Source organism: Polynucleobacter sp., assembly GCF_018500155.2.
In the GTDB taxonomy this organism is placed as follows: Bacteria; Pseudomonadota; Gammaproteobacteria; order Burkholderiales; family Burkholderiaceae; genus Polynucleobacter.
The window spans coordinates 1-19272 of the sequence record NZ_JAHBAK020000076.1; the positions used below are offsets into that span (position 1 = coordinate 1).

The 19272-nt window shown below is 45.4% G+C and carries 18 protein-coding genes; 17 read left to right on the top strand and 1 reads right to left on the bottom strand.

Features of this window, described 5'->3' with window-relative positions; translation table 11 throughout:
* The 15 genes from KIH43_RS08680 to KIH43_RS08750 form a co-directional block, all read left to right on the top strand.
* A partial coding sequence (locus KIH43_RS08680) for an NADH-quinone oxidoreductase subunit B (protein WP_297719820.1) occupies positions 1-445 on the top strand: 445 nt, incomplete at its 5' end.
* A 3-nt stretch (positions 446-448) separates the two neighbouring features.
* Positions 449-1048, top strand: coding sequence for an NADH-quinone oxidoreductase subunit C (locus KIH43_RS08685; RefSeq protein WP_297719822.1), 600 nt, complete (start codon positions 449-451; stop codon positions 1046-1048).
* A 3-nt stretch (positions 1049-1051) separates the two neighbouring features.
* Positions 1052-2305, top strand: coding sequence for an NADH-quinone oxidoreductase subunit D (locus tag KIH43_RS08690; RefSeq protein WP_296968647.1), 1254 nt, complete (start codon positions 1052-1054; stop codon positions 2303-2305).
* 24 nt (positions 2306-2329) lie between these two features.
* On the top strand, positions 2330-2836 hold the full coding sequence (gene nuoE, locus KIH43_RS08695; RefSeq protein WP_296968649.1) for an NADH-quinone oxidoreductase subunit NuoE: 507 nt from the start codon (positions 2330-2332) through the stop codon (positions 2834-2836).
* Complete coding sequence (gene nuoF, locus KIH43_RS08700) at positions 2833-4131, top strand: NADH-quinone oxidoreductase subunit NuoF (protein ID WP_296968651.1); 1299 nt, start codon at positions 2833-2835, stop codon at positions 4129-4131. Before nuoE ends, nuoF begins: the two co-directional genes overlap by 4 nt.
* A gap of 31 nt (positions 4132-4162) precedes the next feature.
* Positions 4163-6475 (top strand): NADH-quinone oxidoreductase subunit NuoG, encoded by a 2313-nt coding sequence (gene nuoG / locus KIH43_RS08705; protein ID WP_297719825.1) that lies wholly within the window; start codon positions 4163-4165, stop codon positions 6473-6475.
* 8 nt (positions 6476-6483) lie between these two features.
* Positions 6484-7557, top strand: a complete 1074-nt coding sequence (gene nuoH / locus KIH43_RS08710; protein ID WP_296968654.1) for an NADH-quinone oxidoreductase subunit NuoH — start codon at positions 6484-6486, stop codon at positions 7555-7557.
* Positions 7558-7568: 11 nt separating this feature from the next.
* Positions 7569-8060 (top strand): NADH-quinone oxidoreductase subunit NuoI, encoded by a 492-nt coding sequence (gene nuoI / locus KIH43_RS08715; protein ID WP_296968656.1) that lies wholly within the window; start codon positions 7569-7571, stop codon positions 8058-8060.
* A 21-nt stretch (positions 8061-8081) separates the two neighbouring features.
* Positions 8082-8729: an NADH-quinone oxidoreductase subunit J gene (locus tag KIH43_RS08720; protein ID WP_296968658.1), complete on the top strand. Its 648-nt coding sequence runs from the start codon at positions 8082-8084 to the stop codon at positions 8727-8729.
* On the top strand, positions 8726-9034 hold the full coding sequence (gene nuoK, locus KIH43_RS08725) for an NADH-quinone oxidoreductase subunit NuoK (RefSeq protein ID WP_296968660.1): 309 nt from the start codon (positions 8726-8728) through the stop codon (positions 9032-9034). The genes KIH43_RS08720 and nuoK overlap by 4 nt, the downstream gene beginning before the upstream one ends.
* A gap of 2 nt (positions 9035-9036) precedes the next feature.
* Positions 9037-11085, top strand: coding sequence for an NADH-quinone oxidoreductase subunit L (nuoL, locus tag KIH43_RS08730; protein ID WP_296968662.1), 2049 nt, complete (start codon positions 9037-9039; stop codon positions 11083-11085).
* Between the two features lie 24 nt (positions 11086-11109).
* Positions 11110-12576 carry an NADH-quinone oxidoreductase subunit M gene (locus KIH43_RS08735; protein ID WP_296968663.1) on the top strand — a complete coding sequence of 489 codons (1467 nt, stop codon included), beginning with the start codon at positions 11110-11112 and terminating at the stop codon, positions 12574-12576.
* Between the two features lie 10 nt (positions 12577-12586).
* Complete coding sequence (gene nuoN / locus KIH43_RS08740; RefSeq protein WP_297719828.1) at positions 12587-14086, top strand: NADH-quinone oxidoreductase subunit NuoN; 1500 nt, start codon at positions 12587-12589, stop codon at positions 14084-14086.
* A 132-nt stretch (positions 14087-14218) separates the two neighbouring features.
* Positions 14219-14827 carry an NUDIX hydrolase gene (locus tag KIH43_RS08745; protein ID WP_297719830.1) on the top strand — a complete coding sequence of 203 codons (609 nt, stop codon included), beginning with the start codon at positions 14219-14221 and terminating at the stop codon, positions 14825-14827.
* Between the two features lie 56 nt (positions 14828-14883).
* On the top strand, positions 14884-15369 hold the full coding sequence (locus KIH43_RS08750; protein WP_297719833.1) for a DUF1178 family protein: 486 nt from the start codon (positions 14884-14886) through the stop codon (positions 15367-15369).
* Positions 15370-15450: 81 nt separating this feature from the next.
* Here KIH43_RS08750 and KIH43_RS08755 read toward each other — a convergent pair whose 3' ends face one another.
* Positions 15451-16971 (bottom strand): CoA-acylating methylmalonate-semialdehyde dehydrogenase, encoded by a 1521-nt coding sequence (locus KIH43_RS08755; protein ID WP_297719864.1) that lies wholly within the window; start codon positions 16969-16971, stop codon positions 15451-15453.
* A 166-nt stretch (positions 16972-17137) separates the two neighbouring features.
* Here KIH43_RS08755 and KIH43_RS08760 point away from each other — a divergent pair, with 166 nt between their 5' ends.
* Entirely contained in the window at positions 17138-18259 is a 1122-nt protein-coding gene (locus tag KIH43_RS08760) for an NADH:flavin oxidoreductase/NADH oxidase (protein WP_297719836.1), read from the top strand.
* 49 nt (positions 18260-18308) lie between these two features.
* On the top strand, positions 18309-19271 hold the full coding sequence (locus KIH43_RS08765) for a tripartite tricarboxylate transporter substrate binding protein (RefSeq protein ID WP_296969770.1): 963 nt from the start codon (positions 18309-18311) through the stop codon (positions 19269-19271).
* Position 19272: the final 1 nt, after the last annotated feature.

Sequence of the window (19272 nt, forward strand, 5' to 3'; positions counted from 1 at the left end):
TACCACTGCGGACCAGTTAATTAACTGGACACGTAATGGTTCTTTATGGCCCATGACATTTGGTTTGGCCTGTTGTGCAGTAGAGATGATGCATGCTGGTGCCTCCCGTTATGACCTAGACCGTTTTGGCGTTGTCTTTCGCCCATCTCCGCGTCAATCAGATTTGATGATTGTGGCAGGAACCCTATGCAACAAGATGGCTCCAGCCTTGCGCAAGGTTTATGACCAAATGCCCGAGCCTCGCTGGGTGATCTCGATGGGTTCATGTGCAAACGGTGGCGGTTATTACCATAACTCTTATTCAGTAGTGCGCGGTTGCGACCGTATCGTGCCAGTTGATATTTATGTTCCTGGCTGTCCTCCAACCGCAGAAGCGTTGATCTATGGAATTATTCAGTTGCAATCTAAGATCGCTCGCACAAGCACGATTGCGCGGAAGGCCTAAGCAATGTCAGATCGTTTAGTTCAGTTAGCGGCAAACCTTGAAAAGGTTCTCGGTAAGCGCATTCAGTCTGTCGAAATTGCTCTCGGTGAAGTCACCGTTGTATTGAATGCAGATACTTATTTTGAGTCAGCCTTAATGCTTCGTGACGATCCTACATTAGCATTTGAGCAACTCATTGATTTATGTGGCGTTGATTATCAGGATTTTCGTGAAGGCTCATGGGCAGGGCAGCGCTTTGGTGTAGTGAGTCATTTGTTGTCGTTAGAACATAATTGGCGTCTACGTGTGCGCGTATTTGCACCCGATGATAGTTACCCAGTTGTGGCATCCCTTACGCCAGTCTGGAATTGCGCTAACTGGTTTGAACGCGAAGCGTTTGATCTCTACGGCATTATTTTTGAGGGCCATCAAGACTTACGTCGCATCTTGACTGACTATGGCTTTATTGGTCACCCATTCAGAAAAGATTTCCCAATCAGTGGCAATGTAGAAATGCGCTATGACCCTGAATTAAAACGGGTCGTATACCAGCCTGTCACGATTGAAGCTCGTGAAATTACACCGCGTATCGTTCGCGAAGAACAGTACGGAGGTTCGGTATAAGCCATGGCACAAATTAAGAACTACACCCTCAATTTTGGTCCGCAGCATCCTGCAGCACACGGTGTTTTACGTCTTGTGTTGGAGTTAGATGGTGAGGTAATTCAGCGTGCTGACCCACATATTGGTTTATTGCATCGTGCGACTGAAAAGTTAGCAGAGACACGTACCTGGATTCAGAATGTTCCATATATGGACCGCTTGGATTACGTCTCCATGATGTCTAATGAACATGCATATGTATTAGCAATAGAAAAGTTATTGCAAATTGATGTGCCATTACGTGCTCAATACATTCGAGTAATGTATGACGAACTTACTCGTTTGCTCAATCATTTGCTTTGGATTGGTTGTCATGGCCTAGACGTTGGCGCGATGGCAGTATTCCTATATGCCTTCCGTGACCGCGAAGACATTTTTGACATGTACGAAGCAGTCTCTGGCGCTCGTATGCACGCTGCTTATTATCGTCCAGGCGGCGTCTATCGTGATTTACCAGATCAAATGGCACAGTACGACAAATCCAAAATTCGTAGTGCGTCTGCAGTAAAGCGTTTGAATGAAAATCGTAGCGGTACTTTGCTTGATTTCATAGATCAATTCACTCAAGGCTTTGATGCCAATGTGGATGAGTATTGCAATTTGCTGACCGATAACCGTATCTGGAAGCAGCGCTTGGTCAACATTGGTGTTGTTAGTCCTGAACGAGCATTGCAGCTTGGCTTTACGGGTCCGATGTTGCGCGGATCAGGTATTGAGTGGGATTTGCGCAAGAAGCAACCTTATGAAGTCTATGATCGCCTTGATTTTGATATCCCGGTAGGTGTCAATGGTGATTCATATGATCGTTATCTAGTTCGCATGGAAGAAATGCGTCAATCTAATCGCATCATTAAGCAGTGCGTAGCTTGGTTAAAAGCTAACCCTGGTCCTGTAATGAGCGATAACCATAAGGTATCTCCACCAAAACGTGTGGATATGAAAACCAATATGGAAGAGTTAATTCACCACTTCAAATTATTTACCGAAGGTATTCATGTGCCAGATGGTGAGGCTTATTCAGCGGTTGAGCATCCAAAGGGTGAGTTTGGTATCTACCTCATATCTGATGGTGCCAACAAGCCTTATCGCATGAAGATTCGTGCGCCTGGATTTGTGCACCTCTCCGCCATGGATGAGATGTCACGCGGACATATGTTGGCTGATGCGGTCACCATTATTGGTACGCAAGATATTGTGTTCGGGGAGATTGACCGCTAATTACAGCGCGCCAAGGATGACTTAATGACAACAACGCTTCAACTATCCGACAAAACGCTGGCAGATATTGCCCGTAATGTTGCTAAATATCCACCAGAGCAAAAGCAGTCTGCCGTGATGGCATCGTTGATTGCTGCGCAAACTGAGGTGGGCTGGGTATCCCCTGAGGTCATTGCGACCGTTGCGCAAATTTTAGAAATGCCAACCATTGCAGTTGAAGAAGTTGCAACCTTTTACAACATGTACAACACCAAGCCGGTGGGTAAGTACAAGTTAGTCATTTGCACAAACTTACCTTGCCAATTAACCCATGGTGAAACGGCTGCAACTTATCTTAAAGAGACATTGGGAATTGGCTTTAATGAAACAACGCCATGTGGCACCTTTACATTAAAAGAAGGTGAGTGCATGGGGGCCTGTGGCGATTCCCCAGTCATGTTAGTAAATGACAAGCGCATGTGCAGTTTTATGAGTAAAGAAAAAATTGATGCTCTGCTTTCTGAGCTTCGTGCAGAAGGGAAGGCAGCATGACCAGCTTGCACGATCGTCACATTAAGCCTTTAATTCTTGCAGGATTGAATGGTGAGAATTGGCGTTTAAAAGATTATGAGAGCCGCGGCGGCTATCAGCAATTGCGTCGTTTGATTAATGATAAGGTGGCCCCTGATGCCATCATTGCTGAATTGAAAGCCTCTTCACTGCGTGGTCGTGGAGGTGCGGGCTTTCCAACTGGGTTGAAGTGGAGTTTTATGCCCCGTCAATTCCCAGGGCAAAAATATTTAGTTTGCAATAGTGACGAGGGTGAGCCAGGTACATTCAAAGACCGCGACATCATGCGTTACAACCCCCATGCATTGATTGAAGGCATGATTATTGGTGCCTACACCATGGGTATCACTGCTGGATATAACTATATTCACGGTGAAATCTGGGAAGTGTACTCACGCTTTGAAGAAGCCCTAGAAGAAGCGCGTGCTGCTGGTTACTTGGGTGACAAAATTTTAGGTAGCGACTTCTCGTTCCAATTGCATGCTGCTCCAGGTTGGGGTGCATACATTTGTGGCGAAGAAACTGCTTTGTTGGAATCCTTGGAGGGTAAAAAAGGACAGCCACGCTTTAAGCCGCCATTCCCAGCTAGTTTTGGCTTGTACGGCAAGCCAACGACGATTAACAACACTGAAACGTTTGCTGCTGTGCCATTTATTTTGGCGATTGGCGGACAGGCTTACCTGGACCTTGGTAAGCCTAATAATGGTGGCACGAAGATATTTTCAGTTTCTGGTGATGTTGTGCATCCAGGCAACTATGAGATTCCATTGGGTACACCTTTTGCTGAGCTTCTCAAGTTGGCAGGTGGTATGCGCGACGGAAAAGCGATTAAAGCAGTTATTCCTGGCGGTTCATCCGCTCCAGTGATTCCTGGTGCGCAGATGATGGATCTGACTATGGATTACGACAGCATTGCAAAAGCCGGTTCTATGTTGGGATCTGGGGCGGTGATTGTGATGAATGAGACTCGCTGCATGGTACGCGCATTAGAGCGCCTGTCGTACTTCTATCACGAAGAATCTTGCGGTCAATGTACGCCTTGCCGTGAGGGTACAGGTTGGTTATGGCGCATTGTTCACCGCATTGAGCATGGTCAAGGGCGTCCAGAAGATTTGGATTTACTCAACGATGTTGCTGCCAATATTCAAGGTCGTACGATTTGCGCCTTGGGTGATGCAGCTGCGATGCCGGTGCGCGGCATGTTGAAGCATTACATGGATGAATTTGCGTATCACGTAGAACATAAGCGCTGCTTAGATTCTGCTAAACCTTTATAAGTTATTGAGCACGGGACATCTTAAAGTGAGCATGGTAGAGATCGAATTAGATGGTAAGACGGTAGAAGTTCCGCAAGGTTCGATGGTGATGCACGCCGCGAACAAGCTCGGTACTTATGTGCCGCATTTCTGCTATCACAAGAAATTGTCTATTGCAGCTAACTGCCGCATGTGTTTGGTTGAAGTTGAGAAAGCACCAAAACCATTGCCAGCTTGTGCTACTCCAGTAACGCAGGGTATGAAGGTTTACACCCACTCAGCAAAAGCTGTAGAGGCGCAACGCTCTGTAATGGAGTTTTTATTAATTAATCACCCATTGGATTGCCCAATTTGCGACCAAGGTGGCGAATGTCAGTTACAAGATTTAGCCGTTGGTTATGGAAAGTCCAATTCTCGTTACGAAGAAGAGAAGCGGGTTGTATTTCATAAGAATGTAGGTCCGCTGATCTCTATGCAAGAGATGAGTCGTTGCATTCATTGCACCCGCTGCGTCCGTTTTGGGCAAGAAATTGCCGGGGTGATGGAGCTAGGCATGATCAATCGCGGAGAGCATTCCGAGATTACGACGTTTGTTGGTCAAACAGTAGATTCTGAGCTCTCTGGAAATATGATTGATCTTTGCCCAGTAGGCGCATTGACTAGTAAGCCATTCCGTTATGAAGCGCGCACATGGGAGTTGGGTCGTAAGCGCTCTGTCAGTCCTCATGACAGCTTAGGTTCAAACACTACTGTTCAAACGAAAAATAACAAAGTAATGCGCGTAGTGGCTTTAGAAAATGAAGCTATTAATGAATGCTGGATTAGCGATCGTGATCGCTTCTCTTATGAAGGTTTAAATAGCGCTGATCGCGTTACCACTCCTATGGTGAAGCAGGGTGGACAGTGGCTAGAAACGGATTGGCAATCTGCCCTAGATTATGTGGCAAGTTCACTGCAGAAAATAGCTGCTGAAAGTGGCGTTCAATCCATTGGTGCCTTGGCGCATCCAATTTCAAGCGTAGAAGAATTGCATCTTCTGCAAAAGATTGTGCGTGGCCTCGGATCAAATAACGTGGAAACACGTTTACGCCAAACCAATATCAATGGCGCTGCTTCTGCACCATGGCTTGGAATGCCTGTTGCTAAATTGAGCGACTTGGATCGTGCGCTAGTCATTGGTAGTTTCTTGCGTAAAGATCAGCCTATTCTCGCTGCCCGTTTACGCAGCGCTTCAAAGCGTGGTTTGCAAATCTCTCGCATTGATGCGGGTGGCGATGATTGGCTAATCCCTACACTCGGTCTTGCGGCAGCGCCAAGTGCGTGGTTGAGTGCTTTAAGCGAGATTGCAGCAGCCATTGCAAAGGCGAAGTCTGCATCACTCCCAGCGGGAACTCCAAATGTTACCGTTTCAGTAACAGCACAAAAAATTGCCGATAGTTTGTTATCGGGCGCAAATTCAGCGGTGTTGATTGGCTCAGCCGCTATCAGCCATCCTCAAGCATCTGACTTGCATGTATTGGCGCAATTTATCGCGCAACAAACTGGAGCTACTTTAGGATTTTTGCCTGTTGGCGGCAATGCGGTTGGTGCATCCTTAGTCAGTGCAAATGGACCTGGCGTGAATTCTCTATTGTCAGGCGATCTTCGCGCTGTGTTGTTGATGAATATTGAGCCTGATTCTGATTTGCCAAATTCACAGCAAGCTAGAGAAGCGTTAGCCAAAGCAAACACTGTTATTGCATTAAGCGCATATCAATCGGCTGATCTATTAGAGGTTGCTGACGTTATCTTGCCGATTACCCCATTCACCGAAACTGTGGGTACTTTTGTCAATGCAGAAGGCAGGGCGCAGACTATTCAGCCATCTGTAAAACCTTTGGGCGACTCGCGCCCAGCATGGAAAGTATTGCGTGTCCTTGGTGGATTATTGGGCTTAGAGGGCTTTCTCTATAACTTGCCAGAAGAAGTCCTTGGTGAGGGATTGGGCGATAACTATTGCACTCGCCTAAATAACGTGAGTTCTATTGCGAGTGTCAGCAATAGCAATGCAATTGCAGCTGGCCTAGAGCGCATAGCAGACGTGAATATTTACGCGGTTGATCAGATTGTTCGTCGTTCCCCCGCATTGCAATTGACGCGTGACGCTAAGCGTGGCAATCAAGTGGGTCTCGGTCAAAAACTCTTTAATGAAATGAATCTCAAAGAAGGTGACAGCGTGCTAGTGACTCAGGGCGATCGCTCAGTAACTTTGCCTGTTACCTTAGAGGCTAATTTAGCTCCGGGTGTTGCAAGAATTTCTGCGGGCACATCGGCTGGTGTCAAATTAGGATCCATGTTTGGTCCTGTAACTGTTAGCAAGGCATAAGGGACGAGATGGATAATTTCTTGAACCTCATCACCACTCAGGGCGAAGCGATTTTTGGCTCCCTGTGGCCATTGGTTTGGGCATTGGTGCGTATTGTCATTATTGTGTTGCCGATGTTTGGCTGTGTTGCCTACCTAACACTATGGGAGCGCAAATTAATTGGCTGGATGCATATTCGTCTTGGTCCTAATCGCGTGGGTCCGTTAGGTTTATTGCAGCCAATTGCTGATGCTCTAAAGCTCTTGATGAAGGAGATCATTTCTCCAGCGCAAGCTAGCAAAGTTTTGTACTTTATTGCGCCAGTGATGGTGATTGCACCTGCATTTGCTGCCTGGGCAGTGATTCCCTTCCAAGCAAAAATGGTGCTGGCAGATGTCAACGCTGGCCTGCTTTACATCATGGCCATTTCATCCATCGGTGTATATGGTGTGATTTTGGCTGGTTGGTCATCCAACTCCAAGTATCCGTTCCTTGGCGCAATGCGCGCCTCTGCTCAGATGATCTCTTATGAAATTGCCATGGGCTTTGCGTTAGTAACGGTATTGATTACTTCTGGCTCGCTGAATTTGAGCGCCATTGTGGCATCACAAGAGCAAGGCTACTTTGCAAATATGGGACTCAATTTCTTGTCATGGAATTGGTTACCCTTATTGCCGATGTTCCTGATTTACTTCATTTCAGGTGTTGCTGAAACCAACCGTCATCCATTTGACGTCGTTGAAGGCGAATCTGAAATTGTTGCCGGTCATATGGTTGAGTACTCTGGCATGTCTTTTGCCATGTTCTTCCTGGCTGAGTATGCCAATATGATTCTGATCGCAGCAGTGGCTTCGATCATGTTCTTAGGTGGTTGGTTGCCTATCGTTGACCTGCCAATCTTGCGTGATATTCCAGGCTTCTTCTGGCTATTTGGTAAAACTTTCTTCCTGTTGTCTTGTGTGATCTGGTTGCGCGCAACATTGCCGCGCTACCGCTATGACCAAATCATGCGTTTAGGCTGGAAGATCTTTATTCCCATCTCAGTATTCTGGGTGGTTGTTATCGGTGCCTGGGTAGTATCTCCATGGAATATTTGGAAATAAGTTGATCGATCATGTTTAAGAAAATTTCCCAATTCCTCGATAGCTTAATGCTCAAAGATATTTTGACGGGCATGTCGATTACTGGCCGTTATCTCTTTAAGCCAAAGATTACCGTTCAATATCCTGACGAAAAGACTCCATTATCCAATCGCTTTCGTGGCTTGCATGCATTGCGTCGCTATGAAAATGGCGAAGAGCGTTGCATCGGCTGCAAACTTTGCGAGGCGGTTTGTCCAGCTTATGCGATCACCATTGAGACCGCCGAGCGTGATGATGGCACACGTCGCACTTCACGTTATGACATTGATCTAACGAAATGTATCTTCTGTGGTTTCTGTGAAGAAGCATGCCCAGTAGATGCCATTGTTGAGACGAATATTTTTGAGTATTTTGGCGATAAGCGTGGTGATTTGTATTTCACCAAGGAAATGCTCTTGGCTGTAGGTGATAAGTATGAAAAAGATATTGCCGCTAAACGCGCTATTGATGCGCCTTACCGTTAATCGAATCGAGCACACATTACTATGACATTCGATCCTTCTACTTTGTTTGCGGTTTTCTTCTACGGCTTTGCAGGTCTGTTGGTGGTATCTGCTTTGCGTGTGATTACTGCTCGTAATCCAGTTCACGCAGCGCTTTTTTTAGTCCTAGCATTTTTCTGTGCATCGGGTTTATGGATGTTGCTTAAAGCAGAATTCCTCAGCCTCGCTTTGATATTGGTTTATGTCGGCGCCGTGATGGTGCTGTTCCTGTTTGTGGTCATGATGCTCGATTTGGATTTGGAGCATTTGCGTCGTGATTTTAGAAAGTTTTTGCCGGTAGCATTTCTAATGGGTGCTGTCATCGTGCTGGAATTGTCGATTGTGATTATTCGCAGCTTTATTGGTACAAATGCTCCCGTGCAACCAATGCCAGAAGAGGTCGCTGCTAATAATACTCAAGCATTAGGCATGTTGATATTTGGTGATTATGTTTATGCCTTTGAAGTGGCAGGTGTGATCCTGTTGGTAGCGATCATTGCTGCAGTGGCATTAACGTTACGCAATCGTAAAGACACTAAATCTCAAAATATTCACGAGCAGGTCAATGTGGTTGCAGCAGATCGTATGCGCATTGTCAAAATGGGTGCTGATATTGCTGCAAAACAAGATGCTAGAGGAGAAAAGAAATGAGTATTACTCTGGCTCATTACTTAGTGCTTAGCGCAATTTTATTTGCCGCTAGCGTGATTGGAATCTTTTTAAACCGTAAGAATGTCATTGTTCTTTTAATGGCAATTGAATTAATGCTTCTTTCGGTCAACATGAATTTTGTTGCCTTCTCGCACTATTTAGGCGATATGGCGGGCCAAGTATTCGTATTCTTTATTTTGACAGTAGCCGCTGCTGAAGCGGCCATTGGTTTGGCAATATTGGTGGTTCTGTTCCGTAAGGTCGACACCATTAACGCTGAAGATCTTGACCACCTTAAAGGCTAGTCATGCAATTGACCTTAACTATTCCTGTTCTCTGCGCCATTCCATTGGCTCCATTGGTCGGCTCTATCATCGCCGGACTGTTCGGAACTAAATTGGGTGGTAACCGCATTGGCCATGGCGCAAGCCAATTTGTCACCATTTTGGGAGTCACTATTGCATTTGTGTTGTCCTGCAATGTTCTTGCCCAAGTCATGGATGGCTTCTACTTCAATGGCACTGTATATCGCTGGATGCAGTTAGGTGAGTTGAATTTAGATATTGGATTTTTAATTGATCCTCTCACAGCAACAATGATGTGCGTAGTCACATTTGTGTCGCTGATGGTGCATATCTATACCATCGGGTACATGCATGGTGAAGAGGGGTATAACCGATTCTTCTCTTACATTTCATTATTTACCTTTGCCATGTTGATGTTGGTCATGAGCAATAACCTCTTGCAACTCTTCTTTGGTTGGGAAGCAGTGGGTGTGGTGTCGTATTTGCTAATTGGTTTTTACTTTGAGCGTCAATCAGCCGTATTTGCCAATATGAAAGCGTTCTTGGTCAACCGTGTGGGCGACTTTGGTTTTATTCTGGGCATCGGTTTATTGCTTGCGAGCACGGGTTCCATGCAATATGACGTGATCTTCTCTCAAAATACCGCCTTAGCCGCACAAACTTTGCCTGGCACTGGCTGGAATTTACTAACTGTTGCTTGTATTTGCTTGTTCATTGGTGCAATGGGTAAATCTGCACAGTTTCCATTGCATGTTTGGTTGCCAGATTCGATGGAAGGTCCAACACCTATCTCTGCATTGATTCACGCAGCAACGATGGTTACTGCTGGCATCTTCATGGTATCGCGGATGTCACCATTATTTGAGTTATCAGATGTGGCCTTGAGCTTTATTTTGGTTATTGGCTCTATCACAGCACTCTTTATGGGATTCTTGGGCATCGTTCAAAACGACATTAAACGCGTCGTGGCTTATTCAACATTGTCGCAATTGGGTTACATGACTGTTGCATTGGGTGTATCTGCATATCCAGTAGCAATTTTTCATTTGATGACTCATGCATTCTTTAAGGCATTGTTGTTCCTTGCTGCAGGTAGTGTCATTTTGGGTATGCACCATGAACAGGATATGCGCAAGATGGGTGGCTTATGGAAATACATGCCTATCACTTGCTTGATGATGCTGTTAGGCAATTTGGCATTAATTGGCACGCCATTTTTCTCCGGTTTTTACTCAAAAGATTCCATCATTGAGGCGGTAGCTGCAAGCCACATCCCTGGCTCTGGTTTTGCTTACTTTGCGGTGATGGCAAGCGTGTTTGTTACTGCCCTCTATTCCTTCCGTCTCTATTTCTGGGTATTTCATGGTAAAGCTCGTTGGGGTCATGCAGATTCTCATCATCATGAGCACGCAGAGCAGGGCGATGATCACGCGCATCATGGCTTAGCGCCAGGTGAAAAACCGCATGAGTCTCCATTGGTAGTGACCTTGCCATTAATTCTTCTGGCGATTCCATCAGTCATTATTGGCTTCTACACAATCACGCCTTTGTTATTTGGAACTTATTTTGGCGATTCCATTTTTATTGATTTGGCACGACATCCTGTGATGAAAGAGCTGGCAGAAGAATTCCATGGGCCAGTGGCGATGGCAATACATGCGTTTACTTCTCCAGTTTTAGGATTGGTTGTGGCGGGTGTTTTGGTTGCAGCCATTGGATACCTGTGGGTTCCATCGCTTCCAGAGAAAGTGGCTCAGGCTTTTGCTCCCATCAAAAAATTGTTTGATAACAAATACTATTTAGATGACCTTAACCAAGCTGTATTTGCTAAGGGACTGATTTGGATTGGCAGTATCTTGTGGCATCGTGGCGATCAGAAGGTCATTGATGGCTTCTTTGTTAACGGCAGTGCGCATACAGTAGGGCGCTTTGCTGGTGTTATTCGTCATCTGCAATCCGGTTATGTTTATCACTATGCGTTTGCAATGATTGCAGGCTTGGCGATTTTGCTGGCTTGGGTTTTATATGCTTACCTACCTTTTGTTCGCTAGGCCTTTGTTACTTAAGTAGCCACTATGATTCTTTCTTACGCCATTTGGACCCCGATTGTTTTTGGACTCATTATTTTGTTTTATGGGTCCGAGAAGCCATCCGCTGGAGTGCGCTGGTTAGCGCTCATTGGTGCGGTAATTGGATTTATCGCCACCTTACCTTTGATAACCCAATTTGATATTGCCAACCCTGGCATGCAATTTGTAGAAAAAATCAGCTGGATCCCACGTTACGACATTAATTACTACCTAGGTATCGATGGCATATCTGTATGGTTCATTGTTCTGACTGCATTTATCAATATTTTTGTAGTGATTGCAGCATGGGAAGTGATTGACACTAAAGTATCCCAATACATGGCGTCATTCATGATCCTTTCTGGATTAATGATTGGCGTATTTTGCGCATTAGATGCTCTACTGTTTTATGTCTTCTTTGAAGCTACCTTAATTCCGATGTACATCATCATTGGCGTCTGGGGCGGACATAACCGGATATATGCAGCATTTAAGTTCTTCCTCTACACCTTGCTTGGCTCCTTACTAACTTTAGTTGCCATGCTGTATCTCTATAACGTGACAAATAGCTTTGATATCTTGGCCTGGCAAAATGCTCGCCTCGATATTGTTGAGCAAATCTTGTTGTTCTTCGCCTTCTTTATGGCATTTGCTGTGAAAGTGCCAATGTGGCCACTGCACACTTGGTTGCCAGACGTTCACGTCGAGGCGCCAACAGGGGGCTCTGTTGTCTTGGCTGCCATCATGTTAAAGCTAGGCGCTTATGGCTTCTTACGTTTTTCATTGCCGATCGCTCCGGATGCTAGCCAATATCTTGGCCCATTCGTGATCTTCTTGTCCTTAGTGGCTGTGATTTATGTGGGTGCTGTAGCGCTCGTTCAAAAGGATATGAAAAAGCTGGTTGCGTACTCATCTGTAGCGCATATGGGCTTTGTCACACTAGGTTTCTTCCTGTTTAGTCCACTGGGCATTGAGGGTGGAATAGTGCAGATGATCTCCCACGGTTTTGTTGCAGGCGCAATGTTCCTATCTATTGGGGTTCTCTACGATCGTATGCACACTCGCCAGATTGCTGACTACGGTGGCGTAGTACATCGCATGCCAGCTTTTACTGCTTTTGCTGTTTTAATGGCAATGGCAAACTGCGGATTGCCTGCAACATCAGGGTTCGTTGGTGAGTTTATGGTGATTCTGGCGGCCGTAGATTATGACTTCGTAATTGGTATTTTGGCTGCCACCGCTCTGATTTTAGGTGCTGCGTATTCACTTTGGATGGTCAAGCGTGTCTTTTTTGGCGCCATTCACAATCATCATGTTGAAGAATTGAAAGATCTCAATGCTCGTGAATATTTCATGATGACAGTATTGGCGATTTGCGTAATTGGCATGGGTGTTTATCCAAAGCCATTTACAGACATCATTCATCCCGCGGTAATCAATCTGTTGCAGCATGTTGCTGTAAGCAAACTCTGAGTAAAAGCAAATGCAAGCATTCGACCTATACGCCATCCTGCCGGAACTCGTTTTACTACTAGCCACTTGTTTGTTGCTGGTTGCTAGTGTTTATGTACGCGAAAGAGTTCCAACTACGCCCGGTGTTGAGCAGGATATCTTCCACACTCCCCGTGGTGTTGGATTTGTCTATTTCTTTTCATTAATTTTGTTGGTTTATCTTATTTTTGCTTTCATTGGCCGAATGGGGGATGTATCCATTGTTGCCATGAATGGATTGTTTCAATCAGATCCGCTATCTAATTTACTCAAGGCTTGCTCATGTGCAGCCGTATTAGTAAGCTTGGTGTATTCAAAGCAATATTTATCTGACCGTTCGCTATTTCGTCCTGACTTTATCGTCATGATTTTGTTGGCGCTGCTAGGTCAGATGGTGTTGATCTCAGGTGCAAATCTGCTCACTTTGTATCTAGGTCTAGAGCTCATGGCATTGCCAATGTACGCATTGGTTGCAATGCGTCACACCAGTGAGAAAAGTGTTGAAGCCGGTATTAAGTATTTCATTCTGGGTGCATTGGCTTCAGGTTTCTTGCTCTACGGTATGTCAATGCTTTATGGAGTGACGGGCTCTTTAGATTTGCTAGAGATTTTTAGAACTGTCGCTGATCCACGTATAAATCATTTAGTCATGGCATTTGGTCTTGTATTTATCGTGGCTGGACTTGCATTCAAATTAGGCGTTGTCCCTTTTCATATGTGGGTACCTGATGTATACCAAGGCGCACCAACTGCTGTGACCTTGATGATTGCTGGTGCACCAAAGATTGCTGCATTCGCGCTCTTATTCCGTTTATTGGTCAATACATTATTGCCGTTGATGGGTGATTGGCAGCCTATGCTGGTCTTATTGGCAGTATTGTCATTGGTGGTTGGCAACGTCACAGCGATTGCGCAAACTAATGTAAAACGTATGCTTGCTTATTCTGCTATCGCGCAGATGGGCTTTGTGATGCTTGGCATGTTGTCGGTATTTGATGATCATGCATTTAGTGCATCCGTGTTTTATGTCATTACATACGTCTTAACAACTTTAGGTACATTCGGTTTACTCATGGTTCTATCTCGCAAAGGATATGATTGCGAGACATTAGATGGTCTGAAAGGCCTCAATAAAAAGCATCCTTGGTTTGCGTTTATTGGCTTAGTCATGATGTTTTCCTTGGCCGGTATTCCGCCAACAGTCGGATTTGCTGCTAAGTTGGGTGTTTTAGAGGCGCTAGTAGATGGCGAGCATACGATATTGGCCATTATTGCCGTCCTTGCATCTTTGATTGGTGCTTTCTACTACTTACGAGTGGTGAAGGTAATGTATTTTGATGAGCCATTACATGAAGCAACCATTACGGGCACTGGTTTTGCTAAAGGCTTATTGAGTATGAACACTATTTTGGTATTGGCAATCGGCATCGTTCCAGCCAGTTTGATGAGCATTTGTTTGGATGCTATGCGCCGGACCTTGCTGGGCTCATAACCCACAACCAATCAGATAAATAGAGGCTCCTTGTAGGGGCCTCTATTGTTTTATAAGTCAGTATGACATACCTATGTCATCCTGATCATCTATGATGGTTTAATTAATATCAACGCTATAGTAAAGATCGCTATGACAGAAAAATCTTTTATCGATTTGCCGCAAGGAGATCAACATCTGCGTGAAGAGCGCGTCTCAGGTGAAGATATTTATGGCGGCATTTTCCTTAATATGAAACGTGATCAAGTGCGCTTGCCCGATGGTCATATAGCAGCCCGTGAATATTTAACTCATCCTGGCGCGGTGGCTGTTGTAGCTATTTTGGATGACGGTAGGGTTTTATTAGAGCGGCAGTATCGCTATCCGATTGCCAAAGCTTGTATCGAAATACCCGCTGGAAAATTAGAAATCGGCGAGGATCACTTACTGTGTGCGCAACGTGAGCTTGAAGAAGAGACAGGTTACACAGCAAAAAAATGGAGCTATATCCGTCGAATTCATCCAGTCATTTCTTACTCTACAGAGCTTATTGATATATATCTGGCGGAGGATCTGGTTCCGGGTAAAAGCAAGCTTGATGATGAAGAGTTTTTGGATGTCTTTGCCGCTCCTCTAGAGCAATTGCTAGGATGGATCGAAGAGGGTGAAATTACGGACGTGAAAACCACTATTTCAGGGTATTGGTTGGACCGCTATCGCCGGGGTTTGGTGAGTCCCACGCCAATTAAATCAGTTGCTTGAATTCCCATTAAAATAGGATCTATTGAATTTGGCATTTATGCCCTTATATAGCTCTTATGAAAGTCTACAACCTCGCTTGTCCCTTAGACCATCGCTTTGAAGGGTGGTTTTCCTCTGAAGAGGACTGCCTTGCTCAGCAAGAGCAAGGGATTTTGGCTTGCCCTATTTGTGACAGCACACAAATTTCACGTATGCCATCAGCTCCCCATATCGCCAAGTCTTCAAGTGCGGCCGTTGTTGCTTCGGGTGAAGAAGTTGGGGTAAATAGTGGCGAAGTGGTTGTCTTAACTGGTAACGACCACTCTCAATTGGAGGCTCAGGTCCAAGCTGCCTTTCTAAAAGGAATGCGCGAGCTAATGGGCAAGTCTGAGGATGTCGGTACTGCCTTTGCTGAAGAAGCAAGAAAGATTCATTACAAGGAAGCCCCAGAGCGTAGCATTCGTGGTCAAACCACCTTGGATGAGGCTGAATCATTAAGGGAGGAGGGCATCGAGGTGCTCGCAGTTCCCATCATGCCGGCGTTTAAAAATACTCTGCAATAAGCCCTTTGGCTTATATAAAAATAGCGATCCGAGGATCGCTATTTTTTTGTCTCATTTCCCTTGTAATCAGAAATGCAGGGTTTATTTCGATGTAGGCATGACAAATTCAGCGCCTTTTGCAATGCTCTCAGGCCACCGCTGCATAACGCTTTTTTGTTTTGTGTAAAAGCGTACGCCTTCCTTGCCGTAAGCATGCATATCGCCAAAAAGAGATTTTTTCCAGCCGCCAAAGCCATGCCATGCCATTGGAACTGGGATCGGTACGTTAATGCCAACCATGCCCACTTGAACGCGACGTGCAAATTCACGTGCGATATTGCCATCACTAGTAAAGCATGCCACGCCATTGCCGTATTCGCATGCGTTTACTAGATTTAGTGCATCGGTAAAGTTAGCGACACGAACACAGGACAACACAGGACCAAAGATTTCTTCGAGATATATTTTCATATCAGGCGTGACATTATCGAAAAGAGTGCCGCCCAAGAAAAAGCCGTTCTCATTGCCGGGTGCTTTGAAGCCACGACCATCAACAAGCAATTTAGCACCAGCAGCTACGCCACTCTCGATATAACCAGTGATACGTTCTAATGCTGCCTTGGTAACAATAGGGCCCATCTCGGCATCGAGCTCCATGCCATTTTTTATCTTCAGGCTTTTAGCGCGCTCAATGAGCTTAGGCATGATTTTGTCCGCTACGTCGCCAACCAAAACGGCTACAGAGATCGCCATGCAGCGCTCGCCCGCAGAGCCATAAGCTGCTCCAACCAAAGCATCAATTGCTTTATCAATATCTGCATCTGGCATGATGACCATATGATTCTTAGCGCCACCCAGTGCCTGAGATCGCTTGCCAAAATGGGCGCAGCGTTCGTAAATGTAATTAGCGATGGGGGTTGATCCGACAAAGCTAATGGCCTTGACATCAGGATTTTCTATTAATGCATCAACCGCTTCTTTGTCGCCCTGAACCACATTAAATACACCATCTGGTAGCCCAGCCTCTTTTAATAACTTTGCCATATAAAGCGAGGCGGAGGGGTCTGTAGGGCTTGGCTTAAGAACAAAGGTGTTACCGCAGGCTATGGCTAATGGAAACATCCACATAGGAACCATGACAGGGAAGTTAAATGGTGTAATTCCGGCTACCACTCCCAGCGGTTGGCGCATGACCCAGTTATCAATATCTGTTGACACCTGTTCTGTGTAATCACCCTTTAGTAGCTCTGGGGCTGCAGTGGCAAATTCAAGAATTTCAATACCACGTGTAACTTCACCTTGTGCATCTGTAAATACCTTGCCATGTTCAGAAGTAATAATGGCGGCAAGTTCATCGCGATGCGTGTTGAGTAACTCTAAATATTTAAATAGAATGCGAGCGCGACGCAGGGGGCTGGTTTGACTCCAAGAGTCAAAAGCTTTTTGCGCCACAGCTACAGCAGCATCAACTTCATTGCGGCTTGCTAAAGCTACTCTACGAGCGATAGATCCCTTGGCGGGATTGAAAACATCGGCAAAGCGGCCATCTTTTGGGTTAACAACTGATCCGCCAATGTAGTGGCCAACATCTTCTTTGGATTCAAACGCCTTGGTTGCATTCATCATTAATCGATATTCTTTGGGTAATGGTTATGCAAAGCCTTGTTATTCGTTGCCTGCAAGATTTTGCTGTCTCGTTTATTCTGCTGATGAAATATTCTATCCCTTAATGGCATTTTGTGTATTTTGACCTTTTTTCTCATTTTTCTACATTTTTTAAGGCATTCGCATGAGTCTTTTATTTACTCCCTACACACTGGGCTCACCCCGTGGACCTCTGGAGTTAGCAAATCGAATTGTGGTTGCGCCAATGTGCCAATATTCGGCCTCGAATGGCGAAGCAACGGATTGGCATTTAATGCACTGGGGAAACTTGTTAAATAGTGGTGCTGCATTATTCATCATTGAAGCCACAGGCGTAACTCCGCAGGCGCGCATCACACCAGCATGTTTGGGCTTGTGGGATGACAGAACTGAGGCCGCATTGAAGGATAAATTGACTCGTGCTCGCAAGCTGGCCCCAGCCACACCCGTATTTATTCAGCTTGCGCATGCAGGACGAAAAGCCTCAAGTGCAACTCCATGGGAAGGGGGGCAGCTGCTACCCATTGATCAGGGCGGATGGGAGACATTGGCGCCATCAGCGATTCCTCAATTAGAGGGTGAACGGTTGCCTCATGAATTATCTAAAGAAGAATTAAAGAGCATCATTGATGCATTTGTCATGGCAGCTAAACGCGCTGATCGTATCGGCATTGATGGCATTGAATTGCATGGAGCGCATGGATATTTGTTGCATCAATTTCTATCGCCGATTGCCAATCAGCGAACCGATGAATACGGTGGTTCGTTTGAAAACCGAATCCGTTTTCCTTTAGAGTTGTTTTCCTCGGTCAGATCGGCTTATCAGGGCGTCTTAGGAATACGTATTTCTGCAAGTGACTGGATGGAAGGGGGTTGGACTCCGGAGCAAACAGCTTCTTTTGCAAAGCAGCTAAAACCCCTGGGGTGCGATTTTGTGCATATATCTTCTGGAGGCATTTCTCCTAAGCAAAAAATTGCTTTAGGTCCAAAATATCAAGTGCCATTTGCAAAAGTTGTAAAAGAGGCCTCTGGATTGCCGACTATTACTGTTGGTTTGATAACAGATCCCCATCAGGCTGAAGAAATACTGCAAGACGGAGATGCGGATCTGATAGCATTGGCAAGAGCTTTTTTATATAAACCTCGATGGGCTTGGGAAGCTGCCGCCGCATTAAATGCTACTGTGCATGCAAATGAGCGTTATTGGCGCTGCTTACCAAGAGAGGCACAGTCTGTTTTTGGAAGCGTTAAAGTAGGGCAAAGATAAATATAAAAAGTAAGGAGATTAAATGAAATTATTTGTTAATAAAGGTCTAATGGCTAAAAAGTGGCTTGTTATTGCAGGCTTGGTAACCGCAAGCAATTTGGTGGCAGCCCAATCTTTTCCTGATAAAACGATTACATTGGTTGTGCCCAATCCGCCCGGAGGTCTAGTGGATACATCCGCACGCTTACTTAGTGAGCCGCTCACTAGAGTGATTGGTCAGCCGGTTGTGGTTGATAACAAACCAGGCGCTAGCGGAAATATCGCATACCAGTATGTTGCTAATGCGAAACCAGATGGATATACCTTGTTGATTTCTTACTCGGGGTATCACGTTGGAAACCCATCTTTGATGGATAAGCTGCCGTGGGACCCAGTAAAAGATTTTTCTCCCATTGCATTGCTAACAGTATCGACCAATGTCATTGCTGTTCATCCATCGGTTCCAGTCAATAACCTTAAGGAATTTATTGCCTACGCTAAAGCAAATCCTGGAAAACTCAACTATGCCTCACAGGGTAATGGATCTGTGTCACATATTGGCACTGAAATGTTCAAACAGTCTACAGGCGTAGATATGGTTCACGTCCCGTATAAAGGATCGGGTCCTGCCATTCAGGATGTACTTGCAGGTCAAGTTCAAGTATTTATTTCAACGCCACCATCACTGATGCAACATATACAGAGTGGAAAATTGAAGGGCTTAGCGGTTACTGGTAAAAATCGTCACCCAGGCATGCCAAACGTGCCAACTACTGCAGAGGCGGGATTACCATCATTTCAGCTGGAGTCTTGGGTCGGTTTGTTTGCACCGGCAAAAACTCCCGAGCCTATTGTGAACAAGCTTGCTGACGCTGTTAAAAGAAGCTTAGCTTTACCTGAAGTAAAGGAGCGCGCTGATGCAGCAGGTGTTGAAATTCGTTACCTTAATCCAGCTGCTACTGAGGCGCTCGTAAAGAAAGAGCTTCCTTATTGGAACAAGGTCATTAAGTCTGCAAATATCACGCTAGACTAAA